At 67.2% G+C, this 19,660-nt stretch carries 19 protein-coding genes; 7 read left to right on the forward strand and 12 right to left on the reverse strand.

Translation table 11 applies throughout. The features are described 5' to 3' along the window. Positions 1–4 precede the first annotated feature (4 nt). The 3 genes from CFB43_RS34470 to CFB43_RS34480 are packed head-to-tail and all read right to left on the reverse strand — an operon-like array spanning position 5 to position 4,134. Positions 5–2,182 (reverse strand): DUF4132 domain-containing protein, encoded by a 2,178-nt coding sequence (locus CFB43_RS34470; protein WP_089498580.1) that lies wholly within the window; start codon positions 2,180–2,182, stop codon positions 5–7. Between the two features lie 55 nt (positions 2,183–2,237). Then, on the reverse strand, positions 2,238–3,560 hold the full coding sequence (locus CFB43_RS34475) for a HipA domain-containing protein (protein WP_089498581.1): 1,323 nt from the start codon (positions 3,558–3,560) through the stop codon (positions 2,238–2,240). After that, on the reverse strand, positions 3,553–4,134 hold the full coding sequence (locus tag CFB43_RS34480) for a helix-turn-helix domain-containing protein (protein WP_089498582.1): 582 nt from the start codon (positions 4,132–4,134) through the stop codon (positions 3,553–3,555). The genes CFB43_RS34475 and CFB43_RS34480 overlap by 8 nt, the downstream gene beginning before the upstream one ends. 607 nt (positions 4,135–4,741) lie before the next feature. On the opposite strand from CFB43_RS34480, the gene CFB43_RS34485 reads away from it, so the two are divergent. Then, entirely contained in the window at positions 4,742–6,166 is a 1,425-nt protein-coding gene (locus CFB43_RS34485; RefSeq protein WP_089429568.1) for an aminotransferase-like domain-containing protein, read from the forward strand. Between the two features lie 148 nt (positions 6,167–6,314). On the opposite strand, the gene moaD is transcribed toward CFB43_RS34485, so the two are convergent. From moaD to fdhD, 5 genes are all read right to left on the reverse strand, one after another. Further along, positions 6,315–6,572, reverse strand: a complete 258-nt coding sequence (gene moaD, locus CFB43_RS34490) for a molybdopterin converting factor subunit 1 (protein WP_089498583.1) — start codon at positions 6,570–6,572, stop codon at positions 6,315–6,317. Positions 6,573–6,628: 56 nt separating this feature from the next. Then, positions 6,629–7,198: a molybdenum cofactor biosynthesis protein MoaE gene (locus tag CFB43_RS34495; RefSeq protein WP_069249442.1), complete on the reverse strand. Its 570-nt coding sequence runs from the start codon at positions 7,196–7,198 to the stop codon at positions 6,629–6,631. A gap of 46 nt (positions 7,199–7,244) precedes the next feature. Beyond that, a complete protein-coding gene (moaA, locus tag CFB43_RS34500) occupies positions 7,245–8,369 on the reverse strand; it encodes a GTP 3',8-cyclase MoaA (protein WP_089498584.1) in 1,125 nt (374 codons plus the stop codon). A gap of 202 nt (positions 8,370–8,571) precedes the next feature. Continuing rightward, positions 8,572–9,786, reverse strand: coding sequence for a molybdopterin molybdotransferase MoeA (locus CFB43_RS34505; protein ID WP_089498585.1), 1,215 nt, complete (start codon positions 9,784–9,786; stop codon positions 8,572–8,574). Continuing rightward, entirely contained in the window at positions 9,783–10,664 is an 882-nt protein-coding gene (gene fdhD, locus CFB43_RS34510; RefSeq protein WP_089498586.1) for a formate dehydrogenase accessory sulfurtransferase FdhD, read from the reverse strand. Before fdhD ends, CFB43_RS34505 begins: the two co-directional genes overlap by 4 nt. A 428-nt stretch (positions 10,665–11,092) precedes the next feature. Here fdhD and CFB43_RS34515 point away from each other — a divergent pair, with 428 nt between their 5' ends. The 5 genes from CFB43_RS34515 to CFB43_RS34540 all read left to right on the forward strand — a co-directional run bounded on the left by CFB43_RS34515 (position 11,093) and on the right by CFB43_RS34540 (position 15,892). Beyond that, positions 11,093–12,493 (forward strand): cytochrome ubiquinol oxidase subunit I, encoded by a 1,401-nt coding sequence (locus tag CFB43_RS34515; protein ID WP_089498587.1) that lies wholly within the window; start codon positions 11,093–11,095, stop codon positions 12,491–12,493. Between the two features lie 3 nt (positions 12,494–12,496). Continuing rightward, positions 12,497–13,504, forward strand: a complete 1,008-nt coding sequence (gene cydB, locus CFB43_RS34520) for a cytochrome d ubiquinol oxidase subunit II (protein ID WP_089444122.1) — start codon at positions 12,497–12,499, stop codon at positions 13,502–13,504. Positions 13,505–13,679: 175 nt separating this feature from the next. Then, complete coding sequence (locus CFB43_RS34525; RefSeq protein WP_089498588.1) at positions 13,680–14,600, forward strand: bestrophin family protein; 921 nt, start codon at positions 13,680–13,682, stop codon at positions 14,598–14,600. A 219-nt stretch (positions 14,601–14,819) separates the two neighbouring features. Continuing rightward, complete coding sequence (locus CFB43_RS34535) at positions 14,820–15,206, forward strand: VOC family protein (RefSeq protein ID WP_089429578.1); 387 nt, start codon at positions 14,820–14,822, stop codon at positions 15,204–15,206. 272 nt (positions 15,207–15,478) lie between these two features. Beyond that, positions 15,479–15,892: a VOC family protein gene (locus CFB43_RS34540; RefSeq protein WP_089498589.1), complete on the forward strand. Its 414-nt coding sequence runs from the start codon at positions 15,479–15,481 to the stop codon at positions 15,890–15,892. A gap of 123 nt (positions 15,893–16,015) precedes the next feature. Here CFB43_RS34540 and trpS read toward each other — a convergent pair whose 3' ends face one another. From trpS to CFB43_RS38195, 3 genes are all read right to left on the reverse strand, one after another. After that, positions 16,016–17,029 (reverse strand): tryptophan--tRNA ligase, encoded by a 1,014-nt coding sequence (trpS, locus tag CFB43_RS34545; RefSeq protein WP_089498590.1) that lies wholly within the window; start codon positions 17,027–17,029, stop codon positions 16,016–16,018. 212 nt (positions 17,030–17,241) lie between these two features. After that, on the reverse strand, positions 17,242–17,397 hold the full coding sequence (locus CFB43_RS38650; RefSeq protein ID WP_174970848.1) for a hypothetical protein: 156 nt from the start codon (positions 17,395–17,397) through the stop codon (positions 17,242–17,244). 283 nt (positions 17,398–17,680) lie between these two features. Continuing rightward, positions 17,681–17,863 (reverse strand): hypothetical protein, encoded by a 183-nt coding sequence (locus CFB43_RS38195; RefSeq protein WP_144023166.1) that lies wholly within the window; start codon positions 17,861–17,863, stop codon positions 17,681–17,683. A gap of 35 nt (positions 17,864–17,898) precedes the next feature. Between CFB43_RS38195 and CFB43_RS34550 the strand changes: the two genes are divergently transcribed. Next, on the forward strand, positions 17,899–18,984 hold the full coding sequence (locus CFB43_RS34550; RefSeq protein WP_226273910.1) for a tetratricopeptide repeat protein: 1,086 nt from the start codon (positions 17,899–17,901) through the stop codon (positions 18,982–18,984). A gap of 224 nt (positions 18,985–19,208) precedes the next feature. Here CFB43_RS34550 and CFB43_RS34555 read toward each other — a convergent pair whose 3' ends face one another. Next, a complete protein-coding gene (locus tag CFB43_RS34555) occupies positions 19,209–19,496 on the reverse strand; it encodes a hypothetical protein (RefSeq protein WP_089499055.1) in 288 nt (95 codons plus the stop codon). Between the last annotated feature and the right edge of the window lie 164 nt (positions 19,497–19,660).

The raw sequence follows: 19,660 nt of genomic DNA on the forward strand, positions 1-19,660 counted from the left end.
CGCCTCAGTCGAGCAACCCCGCGACCACATCGACGATCCGCTGCAGCAGCGCTTCGTCATAAGGCAGCCACGGCACCGCGCGCAGCGGCGACGGCGGCGGTTCGATCGAAGGTTCGACGGGTTCGCCGTCGCGCATCACGCGCCCGGTCGCGCAATGCACCGACCACGCGCCGACGCGCACATGGCGATCGTCGAGCGTCACCCGGCCTTGCGCGATCGGTTCCGCGAACACGAGCGCGAGCACCTGCTTGCGATGCCGCGCCATCGCGCCGAGCGGCAGGTCGGACAGCCGGTGCAGGCGCTGCGCGCGCGCGTTTCGCGCGGCGCGCTGGCGCACCGGGTCCGCCGGCGTGTCGGCCGCGCGCGTCGCTTCATCGTCGAGCGCGAAGGCGGCGACGCTGACGAGCAGGTCGACCGCGCGCGCCACTTCCGAGAACACGACGGGATCGATTTCGCCGATCGGCGCGGCCATCCACCGCCGCTCGAGCCTGCGTTCGACGTGCAGCCGGCCCGACGTGCCCTGGCCGTCCGTGCCCGGAAAGAGCCGCGCGGCGACGCTGAAGGTCGCGCGCACGTCGCCGAACTCGCGTGCAAGGCCGTCGTCGTACGCGCGGATCGACCAGCCTTCGCGGCGCGCGACGCCGAGCAGCGGGCGACTCGCGAGGACATGACCTTCGAACATCGCGGAATGACTGGTCGCGGTGTCTTCGTCGGCCGGCACGTAGAACTCGCGGAACGCCTGCCGAACGGGCTGCCGGATCGCACGGCCGACGATCGCGCGCTGCCACGCGAGCCGCTCGTCCGCATCGGCCAAGAGCGGATGCCAGAGCCGGATCTCGCTGTCGGCATCGAGTTCGCACGCCGCGCCGGCGGCGTTGCGCAGCACGACCTTGCCCTTCGCGATATCGGGCATGAACGAAACGGTCGCGCCGTCGCGCGCGCGTGCCTGCCAGATCGTGCGGGTCGAGAACGCGGCGCCGGCCGGCGCATCGACGAGGCGCTCGCGCCATTCGGCATGGCCGAGCGTCATCGACTGCCAGAAACCCGCTTCCATGCAGGTGGCGAGCATCGTGAGCTGCTTCTTGTCGGGCTTCGCGTCGAGCGTCATGCGCAGCGCGGTGTGCGGCCGTTCGCCGAGCGCGCGTTCGGCGGGCTTCAGGTTACGCGCGAGCTTCTTCTGCACGCCCGCGTGGCGCACGGTGGCCAGCGCATCGCGCAGCGCACGCACGCTCTCGGGTGTCGGGATCGTCTCGACCGCATGGCCGAGCGCGATCGCAAGCGATTGCGACGGCGCGGTTTTCGCGGCGGTCGGCGCGACGCACACGCCGGTCAGCAGCGGCCCGATCAGCGGGGGGAGCCACGGCGCGTCGCGATAGGCCGCGACGCGCGCCGCGCGCGCGACGACCTGCGCGTCGTCGGTCGTGAACGCGCGATCGGCCTGATAGGGGACGTCACCCGCGTGAATCGCGGCGACGTGCCGCGCCGCTTCGGTCAGCGTGTCGCGCGCGAAGTCGACGTAAGCGGGCTCCTCCGCGAGCGTGGCGGCCGGATCGTCGGCGTTGAACCACAGCCGCTTCGGCGCGAAATAACCGTCGTTCGTCGCGGCCAGCGCGAGCAGCGCCGCCGGCCCGAGTTCGGGCAGCACGTCGAGCTCGCGCACGCGAAACGGGGAATCGGCATTCGACTGCGCATACGCATCGCGCAAGGCCGTGATGTCGCGCCGGCCGGCGAACGAATGGAGCGCATATTCGCCGTACACGGAGAGTCGTTGCAGGCCGTCGTTCTGCGGTTCGCCGAGGATGCGCGCGAGTTCGGCCTGCAGTGCGGGCGCGGGCAGCGCGTCGAGACACGACAGTTCCTGTATCGCGCGCTGCCACGCGCCGGCCGGAATGTCGCGGAACAGTTCGAGCGCGGCTTCGGCATCGACGAGCGGCGCGAGCTCGAGTGCGTCGATCTGGGTGCGTAGCCAGCGTGCGAATTCGGCGCGCGGATCGTCGTACGCGTAGTCGTGCTGCGCGACGTGTTCCTCGGTGCGGCGCAGCGCCGGCCACACCGCGCCGAGCGCGTGCGCGTCGAGCGTCGACAGGTCGAGCGGCGCGCCGGTGAAGCGCGGGTGGTCGGCGCTGCCGGTCAGTCGAGCGACGAGCGGGTCGACGATGGGCGGGCGGACAGATTGGGTCATGATGTTCGGCGGCCTTCGCGTGGCGGCATCGGATCGTCTTGGGTGGTGTTTGGCGTCAGCGCGGGCGCAGCCGCTCGACCATCTCGTGGATGACGATATGGCGGATCGCGCGCAGCAGGTGCATTTCGCCGCCGAGCGTCGCCGTGAGTTCGGGGCGGGCAGTCTTCATCGCGTCGTTGTCGGCGGCGATCTCGAGCAGCAGCGCGTCGGCCTGCGCCGGAATGCGCGCGAGCACTTCGTCGATGTGGCGATGCGCGGTCGCGCGCGTCAGCCCGAGCGTCGCGCCGGCCTGGTCGAGCACGTCGCGTGTGAAATCCGCATAGCGCTGCACACCCACGACGGGCCGCGTGAATTCCGTCAGGTCCGACCAGCGGCTGCGCGCGCTATAAGTCGCGGTTTCGTAGACACCGTCGCACAGCAGGTCGTAGTGCGGTGCCAGCGCGAGCCCGCTGTCGGTGACGAGGAAGCTCAGATTCTTCAGGTGTGAATCGCCGTTGCCGACGACGATGCAGAACACGAGCCAGCGGAACAGGCGCAGGCGAACCGGTGCGGGCGCGCGGCACGCGTTGGCGAGCGTTGCGAGCGCGTCGAGCGACCAGCCCGTGTATTTCATCGTCGCGGGCAGGTTGAGCGCCTGGCAACCGTCGATCGCGTGGCGTCGTTCGACGCCGGTATCCATCTGCGCGCGGTCGAAGCGGCGGATCACGTACACGGGCGCCGGCACGTAGCGGCGCTCGACCTCGGGCACGTCGAGGCCGACGCGGCGTGCGAGCGTCATCACGAACCACTCGTTGATGACCGAATGCGGATAGTCGTGCGCGTGCGGATGATTCGGCTTCAGGATGTGCGTCGACACCGCCTGGCCGCTCGGCTCGAACAGCGCGCCGTCGCGCAGCACGACCGGCAGCTTGTGCTGCGCGCCGGCGAGCGACATCTTCTTCGGCGCGTCGTGCGTCAGCGGCACGGCAGGCAGGTGGCGGATGCGCGCGTCGAGTTCGGTATCGTCGAGCGGGCGCAGGCGCGTGTCCTCGTCGGCCGTGTCCGCCGGCAGGCGCAACGTCACCGAGCCGGCCGATTCGCGTCCGTAGTGCTCGAGCAGCGCGAACGCGTCGCCGATGTCGGGCAGGCCCGCGTCACGCGTCAGCAGCGCCCGCACCGATTCTTCCGGCAGCAGGTTGTCGAAATACCACTGGACGGGGCGGGTGGTCGCGCCGTCGCGCAGCACACCGGCCTGCAGCGGGAGATGCGGGCTCAGCGCGAAGCGGGACGCCTGCGCGAGCCACGACGGCGCGTATTCGAATGCCCACAGATTGCGGTTTTCATGCAGCGTGCCGATTGATTGGCCGTCGATGGCGGCGACGAGGGTGCGCTCAGTCATGCGACGCGTCCTCGTCGGCGGGGCGCGCGTGGTCGGGTACGGCTTCACCGGCGTCTGTCAGCACGCGGCGCGCGATCTCGATTGCACGGGCCGAGGCCTGACGGCCGGCGTCGGTCGTCCTGATCCGCGGGCGGCGCGTGTCGTCCGCCCCCACGCCGGACGCTTCGGCAGGCGACAGCACGAGACGTGCGGCCGAGAGCACGCGTGCGGCCGCGCGGGCGGGCGGCGCGGATTCGCCGGCCGGGGCCGGGTGCGCGGCGTCCGCGCGCAGCAGCAGGCGCTCGGCCGCGCGCCGTGCACGCACGCCGGCCCGATGGCTCGCGCGCGCCGACTGGCGTTCGAGCAGTTCCTCGCTGGCGTCGGGAATGTCGACGACGACCCGAACGCCGAGCCCCTGCAGGATCTGGAACACCTTGGCCCACTGGATGGTGTCCGCGCCGCGCTCGGCCTTGACCATGAACGACTCGCTGACGCCGACGCTGCCGGCCGCGTCGTCCTGGCGCAGTTGCTGCACTTTCCGCGCGGCGCGGATCACGCCGCCGATGTCGGATGCCTGTTCGATCGTGTATCGCATGGTGGGCCCTGCTACCGTTGCCGGCTCGGCAGGATGAAAACTGTGAGATCAAACAGTATTGCATCTCGATGCAAGAATTCAAGGGAAAACTGTGCGATCGACGAGTTTTGGCTCGTTGGCGACGGTACCGAACGAAAAACTGTTAGATCGAACAGTTTTTCATCTCCGAATGGCCGGCAACGTGTACCGGCCGCTCCGCGACCGCCTGGTGCATTCGCGGTCCGTTGTCGTGCCTTCCCCGAAAGCCCCGCGCACCGTCCGGCGTCGCTGCGCGCGATTCACCGCCCTCGCGGCCCATTCTTAAGACGTACAGTTTTCCTGCTGTGAGCGATGCGCGCCGAACTGTACTCTTGTTCGCGCGATCGATGTGTGTACTCGTCGCCAACTGTTCTGCTCTTAAGATTCCACCATCAAGTGCACAGTGCCGCGGATCCAGTCGCACCGGAACCCTGTCGGCGCATCTTCAAGAGAGAGCCAGTGCGATGGAAAAGGCAAAACCGGAGGGAAGGATCAGGAATCACGACGGCCCGGCCGGCGGGCGCAACACGGGCGTGTCGGACGCAAACGGCGGGGCAGCCCAGCTGCGCCGCCCGGCGGGAGGCACGCGATGAAACTCTATGAAAAACTCGCGGACGACATCGAGCGCCTGATCCGCCAGGGCGTGTACCGGCACGGCGACCGGATTCCTTCGGTGCGGCAGGCGAGCCAGCAGCACCGGATCAGCATCACGACCGTGCTGCATGCGTATCTGCTGCTGGAAAGCCGCGGGCTGCTCGAAAGCCGTCCGCAGTCGGGCTATTTCGTGAACCTGCGACGCGACGACAGCCATGCGCCGGTGCGCGAGCTGCGCCCGTCGAAGCCGATCGCGATCTCGTCGTCAGTGGACGTGAGCCGGCTCGTGCTGTCGACGCTGCGCTCGATCGGCACGGACGACGCGGTGCCGCTCGGCTCGCCATACCCGGACCCGAGCCTGTTTCCGTTCGAGAAGCTGAACCGCTACGCGTATGCGGCCGGCCGCGACAAGTCGTTGTGGGGCGTGACGGATGGCTTGCCGCCCGGCCATCCGCGGCTGATCCGGCAGATCGCGCGCCGCTACCTGGAAAACGGGATGTCGGTGGACCCGAACGAGATCATCGTGACGGTCGGCGCGACGGAGGCGATCAACCTCTGCCTGCAGGCGGTCGCGAAACCGGGCGATACGATCGCGGTGGAATCGCCGACGTTCTACGCGATGCTGCACGCGATCGAGCGGATGGGGATGAAGGCGATCGAGGTGGCGACGCATCCGGAATACGGAATCGACATCGCGGCATTGGCCGCGATCGCGAAGTCGCAGCCGATCGCCGCGTGCATGGTGATGCCGAACTTCCAGAACCCGCTCGGCTTCCAGATGCCGGACGAGCGCAAACGCGAGCTGGTCGAGTTCGCGACGAAGACGGGGATGCCGCTGATCGAGAACGGCGTGTACAACGAGCTGTATTTCGGCGATGCGCATCCGAGTTCGCTGAAGTCGTATGACCGCAGCGGGATCGTGCTGCATTGCTCGTCGTTCTCGAAGAGCCTGACGGCTGCATACCGGATCGGCTGGGCGCTGCCGGGCCGCTATCGTGACCAGGTCGAGAAGCTGAAATTCCTGAACACGCTCGCGACGCCGTCGTTGCCGCAGCTCGCGATTGCCGAGTTTCTCGAACGCGACGGCTACGAGCATCACCTGCGGCGCCTGCGCAAGGCGTATGCGCAGCAGGCGAACCTGATGCGCGCGATGGTGTCGCGGTTCTTTCCGGAGGGCACGCGCATCTCGAGCCCGGCGGGCGGATACGTGCTGTGGGTCGAACTGCCCGCGCAGATCGACGCGATGCGGCTTTACCAGCTCGCGCTGGAGCAGGGGATCACGATCGGGCCCGGCTACATGTTCTCGATCACGGACAGCTACCGGAACTTCATCCGGCTGAACTACAGCAGCCCGTGGTCGCCAGAGATCGAGCAGGCGGTGATCACGGTCGGGAAGCTGGCGGCGGCGTGCATGCGGTGAGCGGGCACGCGCGGTATCGTGTGCTTCAACGACGAAGCCGGCCTGGTGCCGGCTTTGTCATTTCGACGGTATGCAGCGGTGGCCGTGCAGACGCCATCGCCGGCCGGGCGCTCGCAATCGCGTGCCCCGGAGCCTTGCCTGATCGATGTTACCCGCCCGTCACCGGCGGGAAAAACGCCACCTCGCTATCCTCCCGCACGACGAATCCCCCCGTCACCATCTCGAGATTCACGGCGGCCCGCACGGGCCGGTCCATCCGCAGCGCTTCCGCGCTGCGCGCGTCGCGTGCGGCCAGCGTGTCGCGCAGCGCGTCGACGGTGAGTTCGCGTGCATCGATCTCGACGATTTCCTCGTCGCGCTCGAGTTGCTCGCGAATGCTTGCAAAGTATTTGATCGTCAGTTTCATTGCGATGTCTTGAAAGGAATCACTCGGCGGAATCGGAACATGCGCAGCGCATACGTTCAGCCCCAGCGTCGCATCGCCTGGTCGTCGTGCGCTTTCGCCTCGACCCAGCCGGATACGCCGTCGTGGCGGATCTCCTTCTTCCAGAACGGTGCGTGGGTCTTCAGGAAGTCCATCAGGAATTCGCACGCGTCAAACGCGGCGCCGCGATGCGCGGCAGCCACCACGACCAGCACGACCGCCTGGCCGAGCGGAATGCGCCCGACGCGATGCACGATCCTGATCGTTTCGAGCTGCCAGCGCGCGCTGGCTTCCTCGACGATGCTCCACAGCGCCTGTTCGGTCATCGTCGGATAGTGCTCGACCTCGAGCGCGATCACGTCATCGACGTCGCCTTCGTTGCGCACGACGCCGAGGAAATTCACGACCGCGCCGACATTCGGATTGCGAACGATCGGTGCGAGCTCGGCACCGGCATCGATCGACGCGTACTGCACGCGCACTTCGAAGCCCGCGGCGATCGACGGTGGCGGTTCGGGATGCGGGTCGGTCGCGTTGTCGGGCGCGGGGCTGCCCGCGTGCAACGGATCGTCCGGCAGCCCGGCACGGGATTCGGTGAAGCTCGTCATGACGATTCTCCTGTTGGCGGTGCGTCCTGGGTCGCGCGGCGGCCCCTCAGCCGCCGACCAGCGACATGCGCACGGTCGGATAGGTCTTGCCCGGCGCGCGGGCAGGCCGTGCGGCCCGGCGCTCGGAATAGCGGTCGTCGCGGTGCGTCCAGCGCTCGCGCACGGCGGCGGCGAGGTCGGCGCTCGACGCGGCGTCGTCGAGCCACGGCCGCAGGTCGGTGCCTTGCGTCGCGAACAGGCACGTATAGAGCTGCCCGTCGGCCGACACGCGGGCGCGCGAGCAGGTGCCGCAGAACGGATGCGACACGCTCGCGATGAAGCCGACTTCGCCCGCGCCGTCGATGTGCGCGCAACGAATCGCGGTCGCGTCGTGCGCCGGTTCGCCGACGAGCACGAGCGGATAGTGTTCGTCGATCAGTTCGCGCATCCGCGCGGCCGGCACGACCTTGTCGCCGGACCAGAAGCTCGCGCCGCCGACGTCCATGTATTCGATGAAGCGCACGGCCACGCCGGTGTGCCGGAAGTGCCGCACGAGCGGGAGGATCTGGTCGTCGTTCGCGCCGCGCTCGATCACCGCGTTGACCTTGACCGGCGCGAGCCCGGCCGCCTGCGCGGCCTCGATGCCGGCCAGCACGCGCGACACGGGCACGTCGGTGTCGCTCATCCGGCGGAACAGCGCGTCGTCGAGCGCATCGAGGCTGACCGTCACGCGCGACAGGCCCGCGTCGCGCAGCGTGCGCGCCTTCGCGGCCAGCAGCGAGCCGTTGGTCGTCAGCGCGATCTCGACGGGCTTGCCGTCGACGGTCGTCAGCGCGGCGAGGCGTTCGATCAACGCTTCGAGGTTGCGGCGCAGCAGCGGCTCGCCGCCGGTGATGCGGATCTTCTCGACGCCGAGCGACGTGAACGCACGGGCGATCTTTTCGAGTTGCGCGAACGACAGCCGCTCGGACGACGGCATGAACGCATAGTCGGCGCCGAAGCTTTCGCGCGGCATGCAGTAGCCGCAGCGGAAATTGCATTGATCGATCACGGACAGGCGCAGGTCGCGCAGCGGGCGGCCGAGCGTGTCGGTCGTGCGGGGGAAAGCGCCGGGCGATGCGCCGCCGGACAGTGCGGCAGCGGCCGGCGCGGCGGAAACGATGGCATTCACGATCGGTTCGTCTGCCTGCAAGAAGTAAGCGGTGGGGCGTTGCCGGTCGGCCGTGCGTGTGCGGATGGGCAGGCGCACGGCGCGTGACGAGCCTCATCGTGAGGATAGTCCGCGGGGTTTTCGCGGCAGGGACACAATCGCGCCCGAATTGCAGGGATACAGTTCGCCGGGCGGCCGGCGCGGCGGCGAATGCCGCGAATCGGGCGGGTGAGCGGCGTCGCGCTCATGCGAGCCAGTGCGCGAATTCGTAATACGGAACCGCGTCGCCGCACGCGATGCGCTGCCCGGCCGGCAGCCGCGCCAGCCCGCTCGCCTGCACGAGCGACTGCAGCGTGCCGGCGCCTTGCTGGCGCAACGTGTCGAGCGCGGGCGTGCCGTCGAGGCCGACGGTGCAGTGCACGCGCACGAAGCGCTCGCGCTGCGCATCCGGTTCGAAGTCGGCGTCGATCGGCAGCGACGGCACGATCGGCAGGCGTGCGTGGCGCCCCTGCAGGCGCCGGATCAGCGGTGCGACGAACAGCGCGAACGCTGTCATCGCGGCCCCCGGATTGCCGGGCAGCAACACCACCGGCCGCGTGTCGAGCCGGGCGAGTGCAACCGGCTTGCCCGGCTTCATGCGCACGCCGGCGACGATGAACGACGCGCCGAGCGCGTCCAGCGCGGGGCGCAGCAGATCCTTGTCGCCGACCGACGCGCCGCCGACGCAGATCACCAGGTCGCAGCCCGCATGCAGATCGCGCAGCGCACGATCGACGGCGGCCGCGGTGTCGGCTGCATGCAGGCGCATCGCGACCTCGGCCCCGGTTCCCGCGACCAGCGCGGCGAGCATCGGCGCATTGCTGTTGTAAATCTGTTGCGGCGCACGCGGCTGCCCGCACGCGACGAGCTCGTCGCCGGTCGTCAGGATGCCGACGCGCAGCGCCGGGCGCACGTCGACGCGCGCGAACCCCTGCGCGGCGGCCACGCCGACGTGCATCGGGCCCATGCGCACGCCGGCCGGCACGAGCCGGTCGCCGGCGCGCACTTCCTCGCCCTGGCGGCGGATGTGCGAGCCGCTGCGCTGCGGCGCGTCGAACGCGACCCAGCCGTCCCGCTCGCGTGCGTGTTCCTGCATCACGACGGTGTCCGCGCCGGGCGGAATCACGCTGCCGGTGAAGATGCGTGCGGCCGTGCGCGGGGCCAGCGGTGCCGGCGTGTCGCCCGCATAGCAGCGCTGCGCGACGTGCAGCGGCTCGCCGTGCGCGAGATCCGCGTGACGCACGGCGTAGCCGTCCATCGCGCTCTGGTCGGCCGGCGGCTGATCGAGCACGGCGGTGAGCGGCGCGGCCAGCACGTGGCCGGCGGCTTCCGCGACCGGGACGGACGTGGTGGCGCCGAGCGGCGCGAACGCAGTGGCGAAATGCTGCTGCGCGGTGTCGAAATCGGTCAGGGGTTTCATCGGGAGCGCGCCGGATGCGCTTGAGCGAGCGCGGGTTGATCGGGTTGAGAGGGTTGAGCGGCGTCGGGCGACACGTACTCGACGAAGCCGTCGTTGCGGCAGAAGCCGACCAGCCGCACGCCGGCTTCACGGGCGACGTCGATCGCGAGCGAGGTCGGCGCCGAGATCGTCGCGATCATCGGGATGCCGACCCGCGCGGCCTTGCGCACCAGTTCGTAGCTTGCGCGGCTCGACAGGAACACGAAGCCGTCGTGCAGGTTCGCGCGGCGCCGCGCGAGCCGGCCGATCAGCTTGTCGAGCGCGTTGTGGCGGCCGACGTCCTCGAACACGTCGAGCACGTCGCCGTCGCGGTTGCACCACGCAGCCGCATGGATGCCGCCCGTCTCGCGCATCAGCGTCTGGTGGGCCGGCAACGCGCGCGCGGCACGTTCGATCGCAGGTGCGCCGATACCGGCGGCCGTGCCGGCGGCGGCGATGCGCGGCGGGTGCAGGTCGAGCTGCGCGATGCTTTCGATCCCGCAGACGCCGCAGCCGGTGCGGCCGGCCAGCGCGCGCCGGTGCGCCTTCATCGCCATGAACGCCTGCTGCGACACGGTCAGCCGCACTTCGGCGCTGCCGGCACGGCATTCGCTTTCGATGTCGAAGACGTCCGATGCGCGTTCGACAATCCCTTCGCTCAGCGCGAAGCCGAGGCCGAACACGTCGAGGTCGATCGGCGTCGCCATCATGACCGTGTGCGCAATGTCGTTGAACACGAGTGCAACCGGCGTTTCGTCGACGACGCTGTCGACGGCGTCGCGCGCTTCGCCGGCACGGTGGCGCGTCACCTGACACGCGGTGCTGCCGGTCGGAGCGTCGCGGCGGATGCAGGACTCCATGCGGTTTTCTCCAGGCGGATCGGCCGGCGGGCCGGCCGGGTCGGGCGGGTACGCCGGACCAGGGGAATCGGGAGGCTGCCGGGCGGGCGCGGCCGAAGGGGCGCGCCGTCGCTTCGGGCAGGCGTTTCATGGGATGTTAACGGGGATGACAGGCGCGCCGGATGTACAGCGCTGCAATGCCGAAAGCAGTACAGCTGACCCTCCCGCAGGCACGAAATGTGTTTTCCGTGCACACATCTTCGGCGGCGTAAGCAGCACAGTTTCAACGCACGTTCGAACGATTGCGAGTATCGTTGCAAACGCGATATCGTCATTCACGCTTCGATGCCATGCGAGTGACCGTTTGTGTTCGCATGTGTTGTCGCCAAGCCGTCGCGCGATTTCCTGCTTCGAGCGTACGTCCTCACAACCACGAGCAAATTACGGTCATGGAAATCTTCGATGCGTTCCATCTCGCCCGCTTGCAATTCGCGTTCACGGTGTCGTTCCACATCGTGTTTCCCGCGATCAGCATCGGTATGGCGAGCTTCCTGGCAGTGCTGGAATGGCGCTACCTCGTCACCGGCGATGCCGCCTACAAATCCATGTTCCAGTTCTGGTCGAAGATCTTCGCGATCGGCTTCGGGATGGGCGTGGTCTCCGGCGTCGTGATGGCGTACGAGTTCGGCACCAACTGGGCCGGCTTTTCGCGTGTCGCGGGCAACATCACGGGCCCGCTCCTCACGTATGAAGTGCTGACGGCGTTCTTCCTCGAAGCCGGCTTCCTCGGCGTGATGCTGTTCGGCTGGCAGCGCGTGAGCCCCCGCGCACACTTCTTCGCGACGCTGATGGTCGCGGTCGGCACGCTGATCTCGACGTTCTGGATCCTCGCGTCGAACAGCTTCATGCAGACGCCGCAGGGCTACAAGATCGAGAACGGCCTCGTCGTGCCGGTCGACTGGTTCAAGATCGTCTTCAACCCGTCGTTCCCGTACCGACTCGTGCACATGACGATCGCGGCGTTCATCGTCGCGGGCTTCATCGTCGCCGCGTGCGGCGCGTGGCACCTGCTCAAGGGGCGCCGCGACGAGCCGGTGAAGCGCAGCTTCTCGATGGCGCTGTGGATGCTGCTGGTGCTCGCGCCGATCCAGATCGTCGTCGGCGATGCGCACGGGCTGAACACGCGCGAATACCAGCCGGCCAAGATCGCGGCGATCGAGGGGCTGTGGGAAACCGAGAAGGGCGGCACCGCGCTGAACCTGTTCGGGCTGCCCGACATGCAGGCCGAAACCACGCGCTATGCGATCCAGGTGCCGCACCTCGGCAGCCTGATCCTCACGCACAGCTGGGACGGCGAGATTCGCGGGCTGAAGGAATTCCCGCCGCAGGACCGCCCGTATTCGCCGATCGTGTTCTGGACGTTCCGGATCATGGCGGGCCTCGGGATGCTGATGCTGCTCACCGCGCTGCTCGGGCTGCTGCTGAGAAAGGGCGGGCGCCTGTATGAAACGCGCTGGTTCCAGTGGTTCGTCGTATGCATGGGGCCGTCGGGCATCCTCGCGCTGCTGGCCGGCTGGATCACCACCGAGGTCGGGCGGCAGCCCTGGACCGTGTACGGCGTGCTGCGCACCGTCGATTCGGTCGCGCCGCTCAGCGCGCAGCAGGTCGGCGTGTCGCTGCTGATCTTCGTGGTCGTGTATTTCCTGGTGTTCGGAACGGGTATCTATTACATGATGAAACTGATGAAGCGCGGGCCGGCTGCCCAGGCCGGGTATATCGAGCTGCACCGGCATCCGGGGCTGCGCAAGAGCGCGCTGTCCACGCCGCTGAACGTCACCGAAGCGGAGTAAGCCATGCACATCGATCTTCCTGTCATTTGGGCCGCGATCATCGGCCTCGGCGTATTCATCTACGTGATGCTGGACGGCTTCGATCTCGGCATCGGCCTGCTGTTTCCGTTCTTCGATGCGAAGGCCGAGCGCCAGGTGATGCTCGACACCGTCGCACCGGTGTGGGACGGCAACGAGACGTTCCTGGTGCTCGGCGGCGCGGGGCTCTACGGCGCGTTCCCGGTCGTGTATTCGACGCTGCTGCCGGCGAACTACCTGCCGCTGGTGCTGATGCTGGTCGGGCTGATCTTCCGCGGGGCGGCGTTCGAGCTGCGCGCGAAGGCCACGCGCACGCAACACATGTGGGATCTCGCGTTCATCGGTGGCTCGGCGCTGGCCGCGTTCTGCCAGGGGATCGTGCTCGGTTCGCTGCTGCAGGGCATCAAGATCGAGAACAACCAGTTCGCGGGCGGGCCGTTCGACTGGCTGTCGCCGTTCAGCCTGCTGTGCGGGATCGGCGTGCTCGTCACGTATGCGACGCTCGGCTGCGGCTGGCTGATCCTGAAGGTCGATGGCGAGCTGCAGCGCAAGATGCGCCTCCTGATGAAGCCGCTCGCGGGCGTGCTGCTCGCCGTGATGGGCGTGGTCAGCCTGTGGACCGTGATCGGGCTGCCGGCCGTCGCGCATCGCTGGTTCGGCAGCGGCAACCTCGGCTGGTTCCTGCCGGTGCCGGTGCTCGTCGTCGCCTGCGTGTGGGGCATCTTCCACACCGTGAAGCGCGCGCACGAGGCCACGCCGTTCCTGCTGACGCTCGCGCTCGTGTTCCTCGGCTACACGGGGCTCGTGATCAGTATCTGGCCGAACATCGTGCCGCCGTCGCTGTCGATCTGGGACGCGTCGTCGAGCCACTCGAGCCAGCTGTTCGCGCTCGTCGGCACCGTGATCGTGCTGCCGATCATCCTCGTGTACAACGCGATGCAGTACCGCGTGTTCCGCGGCAAGGTGCGCGAGGGCGATATCGGCTATCACTGAGCGGCCATCGCTGAACGCCGCATGATGTGACGGGCGTGGCGGGCGCGGGCGTATCATCACGCGCAGCGCGTTGCCCGCCCCGGCCTTCACCCGACAGCGGCCCGCCACGCGCGGGCCGTTGCGCATCGGGCGCCGGCGCGCCGTTTGATGCATTCCCTGCAGTCGAGAAAACACCATGATCGTCCGACCACAACAAAACTGGCTCAGGATGCTGTTCGTCTGGAACGGCTCCGTGCTGCAATCGATCATTCCGCAGCTCGTGTTCATGGCGGTCGTCAGCACGCTGGCGGTCTTCACGAACGGGCGCATCTTCGGCGAGAAGATCCCGCTCAACACCGCGCCGTTCACGCTGTTCGGGCTCGCGCTCGCGATCTTTCTCGGGTTTCGCAACAGCGCGAGCTTCGAGCGTTTCAAGGAAGCGCGGCATCTGTGGGGCAACCTGCTGATCGCGGCGCGTACGCTGACGTCGCAGTTCAATCGCTACCTGCCCGACAGCGTGAGCGACGCCGAGCGCAACCGGCTCGCCGACCTGCTGATCGCGCTCACCTATGCGCTCAAGCATCAGCTTCGTCATACCGATCCGACCGCGGACCTGCAGCGCATGCTCGGTGCGGACCACACGGCCGAGCTGGGCGGCAAATGCTTCAAGCCCGTCGCGATCCTCGACGAGTTGCGCGGCGACATCGTCCGCGCGCTGGGCCGTGCGCCCGGTAGCGATGCGACTTGCTGGATGTTCGAGACGCAGCTCGACGAGGTCGGCAAGTCGGTCGGTGGTTGCGAACGCATCCTGTCGACGCCGATCCCGTTCTCGTACAGCGTGCTGCTGCATCGCACCGTGTATGCGTATTGCGTGCTGCTGCCGTTCGGCCTCGTCGATTCGACGGAGTTCTTCACGCCGCTGATCTGCGTGTTCATCTCGTACACGCTGATCGCGCTCGAAGCGATCGCGAGCGAGGTGGCCGAGCCGTTCGGCCTCGCGCCGAACGCGCTGGCGCTCGATGCGATGACGCGTACGATCGAGCGGTCGGTGCTCGAACTGGGCGACCGCCCGCTGCCGGAGGAATTCGTGCCGGCGTCGACGTACCAGATCACGTAAGCGGCGGCACGTCGCGGCGCTGCATCGATTTCGGGCCGGCGCCGGGCGGCAGGGTCGGGCGAGTCGTGCGTTTCCCGCATGATCCCGACCGCGATGCGGTGATCGCCGACGACTTCGACGGCTACCTGTGCACGCTGATCGACAACGGTGATGCATTTGTCATCGATTTCGGCGAAGAATAGTGGCAGGGCGGTGGCTGCCGCGACAGGAGCGATTGACATGCGAATCTACGTGACGAGTATCTTTGTCGACGACCAGGACACGGCGTTGACGTTCTATACCGACAAGCTCGGGTTCAAGCTGAAGAACAACGTGCCGGTGGGCGAGACCCGCTGGCTGACGGTCGTGTCGAAGGACCAGCCGGACGGCACCGAGCTGCTGCTCGAGCCGAGCCACCATCGCGCGGTCGGGCCTTACAAGCAGGCGCTGTACGAGGACGGCATTCCGGCGGCATCGTTCCAGGTCGACGATCTCGATGCGGAGTTCGCGCGGCTCACGGATCTCGGCGTGCGCTTCACGCTGGAGCCGATGGATGCCGGGCCCGTGCGTGTCGCGATCATCGACGATACGTGCGGGAACTTGATTCAGCTGATGCAAATGAAGTGACGTAACACGCCGCGAGCGGGGCGCTCAGCGCACCGCGACCGGCGGCGCATCGTGCATCCAGCTGCGCTCCTGCGTGCGGCTCCGGATGCGTCATCCGCGTTCGTTTTGTACCGGCAGGTCGCGAGTGGACCAGCGGCCGCTCCGCCGTCGGCTCGGATAGCCGCTCGAGCGACGGTGGCGGAGGCGCAGAATCGCCCACGAGCAGCAGGGTGACTCCGGTGCGAAATGCCCCGCTCAGGTAGACTCGTGTGCCCTTCAACGGAGTAGATGCGATGCAACTGCTTGATCATGTGTCAATCAGCGTGCCGGATATCGATCTGGCGCGCCCGTTCTACGATGCCATCATGGCCGCGCTCGGCGCAGCCAAGGTTTATGACCGGCCGACCGCGCTCGGCTATGGCGAACGTTGCAATGCGAACGACACCGCATCGACTTTCCTGGCGGTCTATCTGGATCCCGCTGAAATCGGCGCGAGCAAGCGGCACTGGTGTTTCAAGGCCGCGAGCCGCGAGCAGGTGGATGCGTTTTTCGAGGCCGGCCTGGCGACGGGCGGGCAGTCCGACGGCGAACCCGGCTTGCGGCCGCATTACCACGGCGACTACTACGGCGCGTTTCTCGTCGACCCGGCCGGCAATCGGGTCGAGGCGGTGTGTCATGCGTCCGTGCCGGCGCAGGCATCGCGATGAAGGTGCGGTTCACTCGACACTCGCTCGCTCGATCGCTCGCGCACGTGACGCGGTGAACGCCACGCGCCGGCTCGATACCGACCGGCGCGCAAAGCGCGTTCGCGCACGCGCCGCCTGCGTCGTTCAATCGAAGTAATTCAACCCCATCGCGCCCTTCACCTCGGCGAGCGTCGCGCCGGCCACGTCGCGAGCGTGCATCGTGCCGCGCTTCAGGATCGCCATCACTTCGGCCTTGTCGGCCTCGAATTCGCGACGGCGCGCGCGGATCGGCTCGATCAACGCCTGCAGCCGCTCGTTCAGCACGCGCTTGACGACGCTGTCGCCGAGCCCGCCGCGACGGTAGTGCGCCTTCAGCTCGTCGACCTTCTGCACGTCGGGTTCGAACGCATCGAGGAACGTGAACACGACGTTGCCCTCGACCTGGCCGGGATCGCTCACGCGCAGGTGGTTCGGGTCCGTGTACATGTCCTTCACCGCTTGCGTGATCTCGTCCGGCGTCGAGCCGAGCGTGATCGCGTTGCCGAGCGACTTGCTCATCTTCGCCTTGCCGTCGATCCCCGGCAGCCGCGTGACCGCCGACAGCACGGCCTCGCATTCGACCAGCACCGGCTGCTCGACGGTCGCGTTGAAGCGGCGCACGAGTTCGTTGGTCTGCTCGATCATCGGCAACTGGTCGTCGCCGACCGGCACGTGCGTCGCCTTGAACGCGGTGATGTCGGCCGCCTGGCTCACCGGGTAGGTCAGGAAGCCGGCCGGGATGTCGCGCTCGAAACCGCGCAGGCGGATCTCTTCCTTGATGGTCGGATTGCGTTCGAGGCGCGCGACCGTGACGAGGTTCAGCAGGTATTGCGTCAGCTCGGCGAGCTCGGGCACCTGCGATTGCACGACGATCGTCGAGATCGCCGGATCGATGCCGACCGCGAGATAGTCGAGCGCGACTTCGATCACGTTCTCGGTGACGCGCTGGCGGCGGCCCATGTTGTCGGTCAGCGCCTGCGTGTCGGCGAGCAACAGGAACTGCTTCGCTTCGTGCTGCATCTGCACGCGCGCGCGCAGCGAGCCGATGTAATGGCCGAGGTGCAGCGGGCCGGTCGTGCGGTCGCCGGTGAGGATGGTCGGTCGGGCGGGGTGGGTCATGTTGGTTGTAGCTCCGGGTTATCGAAGCCGCCAGCCATGGTGTGTGCGCAGAAACGCAAATGCCGCCATCGCTGGCGGCATCACGTTTGGGACATGCAAAAGGAAACGGGCCGCCTGGGTCAGGCGCGCCACCAGCAATGCACGTTGGGCGAGGCGGTTTGGGTTTCCATTGCGCGAGTATAGCGTAGTGCGGGGACGGATGGCCGTACGCGTCAGCGGATCACCGACTCCATCGCGAGGTACGCGGTTTCGGCCGACGGCCACAGCAGATACAGCAGGCCGGCCATCAGCAGCAGCGCGCCGGCGCGCGCCAGCGGCGTGCGGTCTTTGTGCTGCGGGGGGCGGGGGGGCTGCTTCGAGTTCTTCATGCTCACAGGCGCGGGTGCGCCACTCCAACGGTTGCTGCAACGGATCGCGCGGGGCGATGCCGGGGTGTTGCGGGGTTCGACGGGGGCTGTGGGGTACCGTGTTGCCTGGGCTGGGCGCGACAGGGATGGCGGGGCACGATCCATTAAAAGGGATCGATCGGGTATCCTGTGACTGCCTTTCATGCCGAGGCGACCGGCATCCTACCAGTTTGGCGATGTGTGCATAGTCAAGAATTGTCGGAGAGGCGTGCGGCCGGCGGCGGCACCTCCGACTCGCAGTGGTTCACAACGCTTGCGGTGCGTAGCGCGCGGAGCCGTCGCCGATGATCGCGACGACGGGCTTCCCGCCTGCCGTCTTGGCCCCGGCGATAGGTCGACCGCCGCTCCCTGACCCGATCCGAGGACGGGACACGAGCTGCATCGAAAATAAACTGCTGCTGATGTTGATCGACGACAGTTTCTTCACGTTGGGAGCGCCGACCGGCTTCCTGCATCCGTCCCATGATGAGCGTGCGACAGGCGTTCGCTTTTCCTGAACAGGCTTCCCGAATCGTGCTGAATCAATTGCGTTCGACTTCCGCCAACCGTATCGGCTTGACCCGATTGGTTTCGGCTTTCCTGTTCATTGCATGCGCAGCCTGCTCGATGAATGATTCTCTTCCGCGAAACATGTCGCTCGACGCTTTCAACCCCCATCGGGATACGTTCGTTTGTGTACACGAAGCCGCTGTCGTTCCGGGAGTCGACCCGGACGCGGATCGCTGGAATCAGCAGGCGATGAAGATGACAAGTGCATTGTTGTGGCCGAACCAGCGCGACTACGTTGGTGCAGTTGCGCTATGGGAGAAGGCTGCCGAGCGCAAGCACTGGAAGGCGATGCTCAACCTGGCGAACGCCTACGCTCAGGGGTTGGGTGTGGATCGCAATACCGAGCGAGCCGTGCAGATCACCGAAGCTGCAATGAAGCTGGGCATCCCCGCAGCTTACGACCTGATGGGCACGGACTACATGAACGGAGTGGGCGTAAAGCAGGATGCCAGTCGTGCCTACGCCTTCTGGCAACTTGCGGCGGACAAGGGCAGCCCCAGCGCCATGGCTTATTTGGGCAGCAAGCTCGATGCAGTCTACGATGATCCGAAATCCGGTTTCTGGGGGAACCGAAAAATTGCGCTCAAAATGCTTGAATGTGGATTCGCCCAGGGTAGCGGCGATGCCGCGTATGCGCTTGGAACGACGCTGGTTGGCTCCGACAAGTCGCTGGACGAGGACAATGCGCGCGCATTCAAGATTCTGCATGAAGGCGTGAAATTCGGTAGCGCCAAAAGTGCTGCATATTTGTTCGGTGCGTTCGATGATGGCGATCCGGTAGCCGGTGGCGTGAAGGATCGCGCCCGCGCCGAGCGTTATAGCGTCCTTGCCGATCGCCTGGAGCGCGACCCCGACCTGCGTCTGCCGAACCTGGACAAGGTGGTGCCGCTGCCGCCCGCCAAACTGCCCAAATGGGACGGCAAAAAGGAGACGTTGATCGACGCGGCGAAGGCGGTGACGTCTGCGCCGGCAGCGAGTACACGGCTACTTTCGATGTGACGGCGTGGAAGGTCGCAGGGATGCCGTTGATCAGGCGAGCATGCCACTGCGCAATATCAAAAGAAGGCGCGGCCATCTCTTGTCAGACGAGGCCGCGTTCAAGCTGATCTGGAAAAGTGTGATGACGCGGTTTGCGCTTATTTACCGGAGCGCTTTGGCATCGGGATCCGGGTTTTGACCGGCGTCACACGGAAAGTCGCGCGTACGCCAGGCGGCGTTCGTCACTATTCACGATGCTCGTGCTCGTGCTCATGCTCGCGCCATGGATCACGATCACGCGGATGACGATGCCTCCACTCGTCGCGTTCCCAGTAGCGGTGGCCGTCCCAGTAGCGGTCGCCGTGCATGCCGATCTCGACCGATACACCGGCCTCCGGGGCGCGCTCTCGCTCCTCGACCCTCGGTTGCGGTGCACCGTAGCCTTGCGCGAAGGCCGTGCTGGTCGCGGCGAGTGCACCGCCTGCCACGAGGGTCGCCAGAATGCGACGCGTTGCAATTGTCAGGGGTTTCATCGAGCCGTCCTCCATTGAATGCCGACCACGACTCACGCGCATGATTCGTTCCCGTATGGCGCGGCAGATGCCTCGCTCGCCATGTCGACCTGCCGCCGCGTCACCTCGCAGCGAGTGCCGACCCGGCGTCGGAACGCATGATGTCTCCGTCTGGAGGCATCCCT

It is taken from the genome of Burkholderia sp. AU15512, assembly GCF_002223325.1.
In the GTDB taxonomy this organism is placed as follows: Bacteria; Pseudomonadota; Gammaproteobacteria; order Burkholderiales; family Burkholderiaceae; genus Burkholderia.